Source organism: Micromonospora sp. M42 (assembly GCF_000568915.1).
GTDB classification, from domain to species: domain Bacteria; phylum Actinomycetota; class Actinomycetes; order Mycobacteriales; family Micromonosporaceae; genus Micromonospora; species Micromonospora chalcea.
Map to the genome: position 1 here is coordinate 677,411 of NZ_KK037233.1, position 9,692 is coordinate 687,102.

9 protein-coding genes and 2 pseudogenes are annotated in these 9,692 nt (G+C 75.1%); all 11 read left to right on the forward strand.

Translation table 11 applies throughout. The annotated features are described in order from the left end of the window. Window positions 1-1,187: pseudogene (locus MCBG_RS02690) on the forward strand (acetyl-CoA carboxylase carboxyltransferase subunit alpha); the annotation flags it as partial. After that, on the forward strand, window positions 1,187-1,666 hold the full coding sequence (gene accB, locus MCBG_RS02695) for an acetyl-CoA carboxylase biotin carboxyl carrier protein (RefSeq protein WP_043323610.1): 480 nt from the start codon (window positions 1,187-1,189) through the stop codon (window positions 1,664-1,666). The pseudogene MCBG_RS02690 and the gene accB, both read left to right, overlap by 1 nt. Then, window positions 1,666-3,212, forward strand: a pseudogene (locus tag MCBG_RS02700) (acetyl/propionyl/methylcrotonyl-CoA carboxylase subunit alpha). The gene accB and the pseudogene MCBG_RS02700 overlap by 1 nt, the downstream one beginning before the upstream one ends. Then, window positions 3,209-3,916 carry an SRPBCC family protein gene (locus tag MCBG_RS02705; RefSeq protein WP_043323612.1) on the forward strand — a complete coding sequence of 236 codons (708 nt, stop codon included), beginning with the start codon at window positions 3,209-3,211 and terminating at the stop codon, window positions 3,914-3,916. Before MCBG_RS02700 ends, MCBG_RS02705 begins: the two are co-directional and overlap by 4 nt. Continuing rightward, window positions 3,913-4,323, forward strand: a complete 411-nt coding sequence (locus tag MCBG_RS02710) for a cupin domain-containing protein (RefSeq protein WP_043323615.1) — start codon at window positions 3,913-3,915, stop codon at window positions 4,321-4,323. The genes MCBG_RS02705 and MCBG_RS02710 overlap by 4 nt, the downstream gene beginning before the upstream one ends. Beyond that, window positions 4,320-5,591 carry a beta-ketoacyl-[acyl-carrier-protein] synthase family protein gene (locus MCBG_RS02715; RefSeq protein ID WP_043323617.1) on the forward strand — a complete coding sequence of 424 codons (1,272 nt, stop codon included), beginning with the start codon at window positions 4,320-4,322 and terminating at the stop codon, window positions 5,589-5,591. Before MCBG_RS02710 ends, MCBG_RS02715 begins: the two co-directional genes overlap by 4 nt. Continuing rightward, window positions 5,588-6,835 (forward strand): beta-ketoacyl synthase N-terminal-like domain-containing protein, encoded by a 1,248-nt coding sequence (locus tag MCBG_RS02720; protein WP_043323619.1) that lies wholly within the window; start codon window positions 5,588-5,590, stop codon window positions 6,833-6,835. The genes MCBG_RS02715 and MCBG_RS02720 overlap by 4 nt, the downstream gene beginning before the upstream one ends. Before the next feature lie 264 nt (window positions 6,836-7,099). After that, a complete protein-coding gene (locus MCBG_RS02725) occupies window positions 7,100-8,497 on the forward strand; it encodes a class I adenylate-forming enzyme family protein (protein ID WP_051611470.1) in 1,398 nt (465 codons plus the stop codon). A gap of 180 nt (window positions 8,498-8,677) precedes the next feature. Then, window positions 8,678-8,941: an acyl carrier protein gene (locus tag MCBG_RS02730; RefSeq protein WP_043323623.1), complete on the forward strand. Its 264-nt coding sequence runs from the start codon at window positions 8,678-8,680 to the stop codon at window positions 8,939-8,941. Then, entirely contained in the window at window positions 8,941-9,186 is a 246-nt protein-coding gene (locus tag MCBG_RS02735; RefSeq protein WP_043323626.1) for a hypothetical protein, read from the forward strand. Before MCBG_RS02730 ends, MCBG_RS02735 begins: the two co-directional genes overlap by 1 nt. Continuing rightward, a partial coding sequence (locus tag MCBG_RS02740) for a beta-ketoacyl synthase N-terminal-like domain-containing protein (RefSeq protein ID WP_043323628.1) occupies window positions 9,179-9,692 on the forward strand: 514 nt, incomplete at its 3' end. The genes MCBG_RS02735 and MCBG_RS02740, both read left to right, overlap by 8 nt.

A 9,692-nucleotide genomic window follows, 5' to 3' on the forward strand; every position in this document is an offset into this window, starting at 1 on the left:
GACGGTCAGCGTGGTCACCCGATCCCACGTACGGCGGGGTGGCCGCCTCCTTCGCCAACAAAACACCGACCTGGTGCTCGCCGAGAGCGGCGCCCGGCTGGGCTTCGCCGGCCCCCGGGTGATCCGCCAGGTCACCGGCGCCACGCTGCCGGAGGGCTTCCAGACCGCCGAGTACCTGCTGCGCCACGGCCAGGTGGACATGGTGGTGCCCCGGCACGCGCTGCGCGGCCGGCTCGCCGCGCTGCTCGCCGCCGCCCACTCCGGCCGCCGCGCGCCGGCAGGTGCGCCCGCGCCGCGCCCGGCGCCGGCCGTGAGCACCGTGGCCGCCGCGCCGGACCGCGACCCGTGGGAGACGGTACGCACGGCGCGGCACCCGGGCCGCCCGACCACACTGGACTATCTGGAGACCGCGTTCGACGGGTTCGTGGAGCTGCACGGGGACCGGCTCGGCGCGGACTGCCCGGCCGTCGTCGGCGGCATCGCCCGTCTCGACGGCCGGCCGGTGATGGTGATCGGCCACCAGAAGGGGGCACACCACCGCCGAGCTGGTCACCCGCAACTTCGGCATGGCGAGCCCGGCCGGTCACCGCAAGGCGCTGCGGTTGATGCGTCTCGCGGCGCGGCTGCGGCTGCCGGTGGTGACGCTGGTGGACACGCCCGGCGCGGATCCGGGGGTGACCGCCGAGCAGCAGGGCCAGGCGGCGGCGATCGCGGAGAACATCCTCGCGCTCACCGTGCTGCCCACGCCGGTGGTGGCGGTGGTCACCGGCGAGGGCGGCAGCGGCGGCGCGCTCGCGCTCGCGGTCGCCGACCGGGTGCTCATGCTGGAACACGCGGTCTACTCGGTGATCAGCCCCGAGGGCTGCGCCGCGATCCTCTGGCCGGACAGCTCGGCGGCGCCGCAGGCGGCCCGCGCGTTACGGCTCACCGGCACCGACCTGTGTCACCTCGGCGTGGTCGACGAGCTGGTGCCGGAGCCGCGGCCGGCCGCGCACGCCGACCCGGCCGGCGCGGCCGAGCTGCTGCGCCGGGCGGTCGCGGCGAACCTCGCCCCGTTGCTCACCGTGCCTCCCGCCACGCTGGTCCGCCGACGGCGTCAGCGGTTCCGCCGCTTCGGGGCGGCCCGCTCGGCCACCGCCGGTCCCGCCGCGACGGCGCGCGCCGCCGAGCGGCCGGAGGTGGCGTGATGGCCGACGTGGAGTCCGAGCAGGTGCTCGACGGGCTGCGCCGGCAGGCCCGCAAGCTCGTCGCGGACCTGGCCGGGCCGGTACGCCGGGTGCGGCTGCGCAGCGGCGAGTCGGTGCTGGAGGTCGAGTGGCACGACCCGGCGGCGCCGGCGCCGCGCGCCGGGACCGAACCGGTGGGCGCGCGCATCGAGGAGCCCGCCCGGCAGACGGCGCCGCCGGTCGACCGGCCGGCCGTGCGCTCGCCGGTGGTGGGCACGTTCTACCGGGCTCCCGAGCCCGGGGCGATGCCGTTCGTCGCGGTCGGCGACGTGGTCCGCCCGGGCCAGGTGGTCGGCATCGTCGAGGCCATGAAGCTGATGAACGAGGTGACCGCCGGCCAGGCCGGACGGGTGGTCGAGGTGCTTGTCGACGACGGCAAGCCCGTCGAGTACGACCAGCCGCTGATCGCCCTGGAACCGGTCACCGGACAGGACGGCTGATGTTCGACAAGGTGCTGATCGCCAACCGGGGCGAGATCGCGCTGCGGGTGCTGCGCGCCTGCCGGGAGCTGGGTGTGCGCACCGTGGTGGTGCACTCCAGCGCCGACGCCGACTCGCTGCCGGTGCGGCTGGCCGACGAGGCGGTCCGGATCGGCCCGGCGGCCAGCCGGCGCAGCTACCTCAACGCGGCGGCGATCGTGGAGGCGGCCCGGCAGACCGGCGCGCAGGCGGTCCACCCCGGGTACGGCTTCCTGTCCGAGGACGCCGACTTCGCCGAGATCTGCGCGGAGAACGGGTTGGTCTTCGTCGGCCCGCCGCCGCAGGTGATGGCCGCGCTCGCGGACAAGTCGACGGCGCGGGCGCTGATGAGCGCCGCCGGGCTGCCGCTGCCGCCGGGCAGCGTCCGGACACTGCCCACCGTCGCCGAGGCGCAGGAGGTGGCCGCCGATGTGGGCTACCCGGTGATCGTGAAGGCCGCTGCGGGCGGGGGCGGGCGCGGCATGACTGTGGTGCGCTCGGCCGCCGAGCTGCCCCGCGCGTACGCCCGCACCCGCGCCGCCGCGCAGGTCGCGTTCGGCGACGACCGGGTGTACGTCGAGCGGTACCTCGCCGACGCCCGCCACGTCGAGGTTCAGGTGCTCTGCGACGGCCAGGGCAACGGCGTGCACCTGGGCACCCGGGACTGCTCGGTGCAGCGCCGGCACCAGAAGCTGATCGAGGAGGCGCCCGCGCCCGCGCTGCGGCAGGCCACCCTGGACACCGTCGCCGAGGTGGCGCTGCGGGGCGCGCTGTCGGTCGGCTTCACCGGCGCCGGCACCGTGGAGTTCCTGGTGGACGAGGCGGAACGCTGCCACTTCCTGGAGATCAACTGCCGGATCCAGGTGGAACACCCGGTCACCGAGATGGTCACCGGCGTGGACCTGGTGCAGGAGCAGCTGCACATCGCGTACGGCACCCCGCTGCGCCTGCGTCAGTCCGACGTCCGGCTGACCGGCGTGGCGATCGAGTGCCGGGTCAACGTGGAGGACCCGGACCGCGACTTCGCGCCCGCGCCCGGCCGGCTGGACCGGTTCCGGCCGCCCGGCGGCCCGTTCACCCGGGTCGACACCCACGGGCACACCGGCTACCTGGTCAGCCCGCACTACGACTCGCTGCTGGCGAAGGTGGCGGTCTGGGCGCCGGACCGGGACGCCGCCTGGACCGCCTCGACCGGGCGCTGGCCGAATTCGACGTGGCCGGTCCCGGTGTGCGTACCACGATTCCGTTCGCCCGGCGGGTGCTGCGCGACCCCGCGTTCCGGGCCGCCCGGCACACCACCGCCCTGGTGGAACGCCTGCTCACCCCGCCCGCCGTGGCCACCGACGGGCCCGTCGGCAGCGCCGAAAGTGCCCCGGCCGGCGAGCGGGCCGACGGCGCCCACGCCGGCGCCGTCGTACCGCGGCTGCGGTCGGCGGTGCCCGACCCGCGCGCCGAGGCCGACCCGGCCGGCCGTACCCCCGTTCGCGCCGTGCCCGCCGCCGGCCCGACCACCTGGAGGAACCGATGACAGTCGCCCCCGACCGCCCGCTCGCCCGCGAGATCACCGACATCCTGGTCACGCACTGCGGCCTGGACCCGGACGCCGCCGCCAGCACGCCCGCCGCGAGCCTGGAGGAGCTGGGCATGGACTCGCTGGCGCTGCTCGAACTGTCCGCGGTGGTGGCCGACCGGTGGCGGGTGAAGATCCCGGAACAGGCCGGGCAGCTCAGCATCGCCGGCGTCGCCGACCTGGTCGCCCGCAAGGCCGATCCGCCCGGGCACACCGAGAACGCGGTGGAGATCGACGCGCCGCTGCCGCTGGTCTGGGAGATCACCAACGACGTGGCCCGGTGGCCCGAGCTGTTCACCGAGTACGCGGTCGCCGAGATCCTGCACCGCGACGGCGACACGGTCCGCTTCCGGCTCACCATGCACCCCGACGAGAACGGCGTGGCGTGGAGCTGGGTCAGCGAACGTACCGCCGACCCGGCCACCCGCGAGGTGCACGCCCGGCGCGTCGAGACCGGGCCGTTCGAGTACATGCGCATCCACTGGCGGTACGAGGAGATCCCCGACGGCACCCGGATGACGTGGACGCAGGACTTCGCGATGAAGCCGACCGCGCCGGTCGACAACGCCGGCATGACCAACCGGATCAACACCAACAGCGCGATCCAGCTCGCCGTGATCAAGGAGAAGATCGAGCGGGCGTACGCGGGAGGCACCCGATGACCGACACCACCACCGCCCGGGTCTCCGTCCACGACGTGCCGGCCGACCGCCGCCGCGGCGGGGAGCTGCGGGTGCTGCTCGGCCCGAAGACGGTCGGCAGCACCTCCGGATTCATGGGCGTGGCCACGCTCGCGCCGGGGGAGCGGATCGCCGAGCACTACCACCCGTACAGCGAGGAGTTCCTCTACGTCGCCCGCGGCGCGATCACCGTCGACCTGGACGACACGCCGGTGCCGCTCGCCGCCGGGGAGGCGCTCTACGTGCCGAAGGACGTGCGGCACCGGCTGCGCAACACCGGCGACGAGCCCGCCGAGGTGGTGTTCCACCTCGGACCGCTCGCCCCCCGCCCGGAACTCGGCCACGTCGACACCGAGAGCGCGGCCCCACCGCCACGGGAGCCGTCGTGACCGGCCGGCGCACCGTGGTCACCGGCGTGGGCGTCGTCGCGCCCGGCGGCGCCACCCGGGACCGGTTCTGGAAGACGATCACCGAGGGCCGCACCGCGACCCGGCGGATCAGCTTCTTCGACCCGTCGCCGTTCCGCTCGCAGATCGCCGCCGAGTGCGACTTCGACCCGGACGCCGCCGGGATCACGCTCGCCGAGCGGCAGCGCGCCGACCGGTACGTGCAGTTCGCGCTCGCCTGCTCCGCCGAGGCGCTCGCGGACAGCGGTCTCGTCCTCACCGACGCGCAGCGCGAACGCGCCGGGGTGGTGCTCGGCACCGCCGTCGGCGGGACCATGGCCCTGGAACAGGAGTACGTGCGGGTCAGCGACTCCGGCCGGCACTGGCTGGTCGACCACGCGCTCGGCGGGCCGTACCTCTATCAGGCGCTGGTGCCCAGCAGCCTGGCCGCCGACGTGGCGTGCCGGCACGGCCTGCACGGCCCGGCGCAGGTCATCTCCACCGGCTGCACCTCCGGCATCGACGCGATCGGGTACGCCCACCAGCTCGTCGCCGACGGCGAGGCCGACGTGGTGCTGGCCGGGGCGGCCGACTCCCCGATCTCCCCGGTCACCGTCGCCTCGTTCGACGCGATCGGCGCGACCAGCCCGGACAACGACGACCCGGAGCACGCCTCCCGGCCGTTCGACGCCGACCGGCACGGGTTCGTCCTCGCCGAGGGCGCCGCCGTGCTGGTGCTGGAGGAGGCCGAGCACGCCCGCCGCCGGGGCGCGCACGTCTACTGCGAGGTCGCCGGGTACGCCAGCCGCAGCAACGGCTTCCACATGACCGGGCTGCGCCCGGACGGCGCGGAGATGGCGGTGGCCATCAGCGACGCGCTGCGGCAGGCCCGGCTCGCCCCGTCGGCCGTGTCGTACGTCAGCGCGCACGGCTCCGGCACCCGGCAGAACGACAGGCACGAGACCGCAGCGTTCAAACGGGCGCTGGGGGAGACCGCGTACCGGGTGCCGATCAGCTCGATCAAGTCGATGGTCGGCCACTCGCTCGGCGCCATCGGCTCGATCGAGATGGCCGCCTGCGCGCTGGCCATCGAGTACGGCGTGGTCCCGCCCACGGCGAACTGGACCACCCGCGACCCGGAGTGCGACCTGGACTACGTGCCGAACGAGGCGCGGGAGGTGCCGGTGGACGTGGCGCTGTCGGTGGGCAGCGGGTTCGGCGGCTTCCAGTCCGCGATGGTGTTCCGCCGGCTGGCGGCGGTGCCGACATGACCGCGCGGGCCGTGGTGACGGGCATCGGTGTGGTCGCGCCCAGCGGGATCGGCGCCGAGGCGCACTGGAACACCGTGCTGGCCGGCACCCGGCGCATCGGGCCGATCACGCTGTTCGACCCGGAGCGCTACCCGACCCGGGTGGCCGGGGAGGTGTCCGACTTCGACCCGGCCGGGTTCAGCGACACCCGGCAGCGGGTGCAGACCGACAGGTGGACCCACCTCGGCTTCGCCGCCACCAAGCTGGCGCTGGCCGACGCCGGGCTGCCCGAGGTGTCGCCCGACCCGTACCAGTGGGCGGTCACGCTCGCCAGTTCCTCCGGCGGCAACCTGTTCGGCCAGCGGGAGCTGCAGCGGCTGTGGGGCGGGCCGACCCGCACCGTCGGGGCGTACCAGTCGATCGCCTGGTTCTACGCGGCCAGTGTGGGCCAGCTGTCGATCCGCCACCAGTTCAAGGGGCCGTCCGGGGTGACCGTGTCCGAGTCGGCCGGCGGGCTGGACAGCCTCGCGCACGCGGTGCGCACCGTCCGCCGGGGCACGCCGGTGGTGATCGCCGGGGCCACCGAGTGTCCGCTGAGCCCGTACGCGCTCGCCTGCCAGCTGCGCTCCGGCCTGCTCAGCGACGTGTCCGACCCGCAGGCCGCGTACCGGCCGTTCGACGTCGCGGCCAGCGGCTACGTGCCGGCCGAGGGCGGCGCGGTCTTCGTGGTCGAGGAGCTGGGACACGCGCTGGCGCGGGGCGCCCGCGTCTACGGGGAGATCACCGGCTGGGCCGCCACCCACGACGCCGCGCCCACCGACCCGGCCGCCGGCCCCGACCCGGCGCACTACGCCCGGGCGCTGCGGCTGGCGCTGGAACGCGCCGGGGTACGCCCGCACGACGTGGACGTGGTCTGGCCGGACGCGCTCGGGGTGCCCGCGTACGACCGGGCCGAGGCGACCGCGTTGCGTGCCGTCTTCGGCGACCGGACCCCGCCGGTGACCACCCAGAAGCCGCTGACCGGCCGGGCGCACCAGGGTGGGTCCGCGCTGGACGCGGCCACCGCGCTGCTGGCGTTCCGCCGCGGGATGCTGCCCGCCTCGGCCGGCCCGGACGAGCCCGCGCCCGGCTGCGAGCTGACGTTCCTGCGGCAGCCCCGCCCGCCGCGCAGCCGGATCGCGCTGGTCGGCGCGCGCGGCTTCGACGGGTTCAACAGCGCGCTGGTGCTGCGCGGCGCCGCGCCTCCACCGGCGGGCGAGCGCTGAGCGGGGCCACCCGGGAGCGTCGTCGCCCGCCGTCCGCGCGGGAGCCCGCGCGCACAGCATCCGGCGGCCGGCGGACTACCTTGCCGGCGTGGCCCCGATCCTGCCTGTCCGATCGAGCCTGAGCAATCCACCCAGCCGCTGTTTTGGATCTAGCCATTTGCATCTGGCGATGCAGAAGAGGGTCGTCGTAGGGTTCCGCCATACCCCGAACGACGTACCCGCTGGGCGGATCCGCCCAGTTCCTCATTGGAACGGTGGCTGGTCGTGACTGCACATCCCGTGGCGGAAGATCCTGCCTCGACGACGGTGGACTGGGTGGACGACATCCTGTTCACCGGCCGCGACACCGACGTCTGCCTGCGCCTGCCCGAACCGGTGGACAAGGGCACGCTGCGCCGGCTCGTCGGCGAGGCGCAGGACCGGCTCGCCGAGGCCGGGCTGCGCGCCGGAGGCGCCGCCGCGCTGCGTCTGCCGCCCTCGCTGGCGTACGTGGCGCACCTGCTCGCCACCTGGCGTACCGGCGCCCAGGCGGTGCTGCTGGACCACCGGCTCACCGACCACGAGGTCGACCAGGCGCTGCGCCGGCTCAGCCCGCAGGTGGTGGTCGCCCCGGTGCGCTCCGGCGGCGGCGCGCTGCGGATCTTCGTCGACGTCACCGCCGGGGTGAGCGCGTACTCCGACCGCCCGGCGGGCAGCCCGCACGCGGTGATCCAGCTCAGCTCCGGCTCCACCGGGCCGTCCAAGGTGATCGGCCGCACCGCCGCCGACCTGGTCGGCGAGGTGCGCCGCTACACCCGCATCGACGGCGTCGCGCTGCCCGGCGAGCGGATCATCCTGCTGCCCAGCATGGTGCACGTGCTCGGCCTGGTCGGCGGCCTGCTCTACGGGCTGCACGCGGGCGTCGAGCTGTGCCCGCCGGAGCGGCTCAGCGGCGACGCGATCCTCGCCGCCGTGGCCGCCCAGGACACCCCGGCCACTGTGCTCGGCGTGCCGTTCCACATCGGGCTGCTCGCCTCCACCACACCGGCCGGGCCGCTGCCGCAGCTCAAACGCATGACCACCGGCGGTGAGCTGGTGAGCGCCGCCGTGGCCAATGCCTTCACCGACCGCTACGGCGTGCCGCTGGGCAACATGTACGGGATGACCGAGGTCGGCGTCATCGGCACCGACCTGTACGGGCGGCACCGCCCCGCCATCGCGCCCGCCCCCGGCATCGAGGTGCGCGAGCGTGACGGCGAGCTGTGGGTCAGCTGCCCCGCCAACCCGTACGTCGGACTGGCCGACCCGACCCGGTGGGCCGACGGCTGGCTGCACACCCGCGACGCCGGGGTGGTCGACCCGGACACCGGCCTGGTCACCATCAAGGGCCGGCTGGACTCGCAGGTGTCGGTGGGCGGCCTGAAGGTCGACCTGACCGAGGTGGAGGCCACAGTGGCCGGGCTGCCCGGCGTCGTCGCCGCGGTGGTGGTCTGGGACGACGGCATCACCGCGTACGTCCAGGTCGACGGCTCGCTGACCGAGGAGACGCTGGACAAGCTGATCGCCGAGCGGCTGGCCGGCTTCAAGCGTCCCCGCACGCTGCGGCTGCTCGACCAGATGCCCCGCACCACCACCGGAAAGCTGGTCCGGTCGGTCCCGGCGCTGCGGGACGCGGCGTCGTGACCGGACCGCTGTACGAGCCGCGCAATCGCCGGACTTCCGCCGGACGTCCGATCCACCCCGATTCCCGACCCGCCCCGGCCGAGCGGCGCGCCACCCGCGCGTCCGAGCCGGCCGGTCCACACGCACACGGTGTCCCGACCGGGCACCGTCAGCCGGTACACGGAGAAGAGGTCTGAACCCATGCGAGACCAGGTCCGCACTTTCGTCGTCGAACAGCTCGCCGACATGAACTACGACGTGGACGAGCTCGACGACGACACCACGCTCGGCCCTTCCGGCGTCGACCTGGAGTCGCTGGCCCTGGCCGACCTCGCGGTCCGCGTCGAGGACCGGTACGGCGTGAAGTTCGCCGACGACGAGTCGGAGAAGCTGGCGCTGATGACGGTCGGCGAGTTCACCACGATGGTCGCCGACCGGGTGGCCGCGAACAGCGACAAGTCCTGATGTCCGGTCAGCCCGACCTGGGGCGAGCTGACCTGGTGAGCATGCTCGCCGAACTGACCGCGAAACCCGCCGACCAGGTGCCGGACCGGCTCGGCTCGATGGAGCTGGCCTGGCTGGTGCACATGGTCGAGCAGCGCCACGACCGCCGGCTGGACCTGAGCGACGACGAACTCGCCGGCATCCGCACCGTCGACGACGCGCTCGCGGTGTTCCGCGGCGCGCTGACCGCTCCCGCAGATGGCTGAGCGGGAAACCGTACGGATCACCGGCACGTACGCGCTCAGCGCCCTCGGCAGGGGCGCGGACGCGCTGCTGGCCGGGGTGCTCACCGGCGCCCCGGCGTTCGGACCGGTGCGCCGTTTCGACACCACCGGCCGCCGGGTCACGGTGGCGGCCACAGCGCCGGACGTCGGCACGCTCGCCGACGAGCTGGCCGACGCGATCGACGCCGCCGCCGGGGCCGCCGGGCTGGACCGGGCCGGGCGCGCCGGGTCGGCGCTGTTCCTGGCCACCCACGGCGGGCCGCACTCGCTGCCCGTACCGCAGGGGCGGGACGCGCCGACGGTGCCGGCGCTGGCCGGTCACCTGGCCGCGCGGTGCGGACTCGGCGGGCGGACTCGGATCTACACCACGGCCTGCGTGTCGGCGAGCAGCGCGGTCGCCGACGCCGCCGCGCTGATCCGCCGGGGCGACCTGGAGCGGGTCGTGGTCGCGGCCGGTTACCTGGTCGAACCGGACCAGTACGCGCTGT

Excerpts from the sequence above, each read along its gene's own strand:
- MCBG_RS02735 (WP_043323626.1), top strand. The coding sequence starts at position 8,941 with ATGTCCGGTCAGCCCGACCTGGGGCGAGCTGACCTGGTGAGCATGCTC.
- MCBG_RS02705 (WP_043323612.1), top strand. The coding sequence starts at position 3,209 with ATGACAGTCGCCCCCGACCGCCCGCTCGCCCGCGAGATCACCGACATC.
- MCBG_RS02730 (WP_043323623.1), top strand. The coding sequence starts at position 8,678 with ATGCGAGACCAGGTCCGCACTTTCGTCGTCGAACAGCTCGCCGACATG.
- MCBG_RS02710 (WP_043323615.1), top strand. The coding sequence starts at position 3,913 with ATGACCGACACCACCACCGCCCGGGTCTCCGTCCACGACGTGCCGGCC.
- accB (WP_043323610.1), top strand. The coding sequence starts at position 1,187 with ATGGCCGACGTGGAGTCCGAGCAGGTGCTCGACGGGCTGCGCCGGCAG.
- MCBG_RS02720 (WP_043323619.1), top strand. The coding sequence starts at position 5,588 with ATGACCGCGCGGGCCGTGGTGACGGGCATCGGTGTGGTCGCGCCCAGC.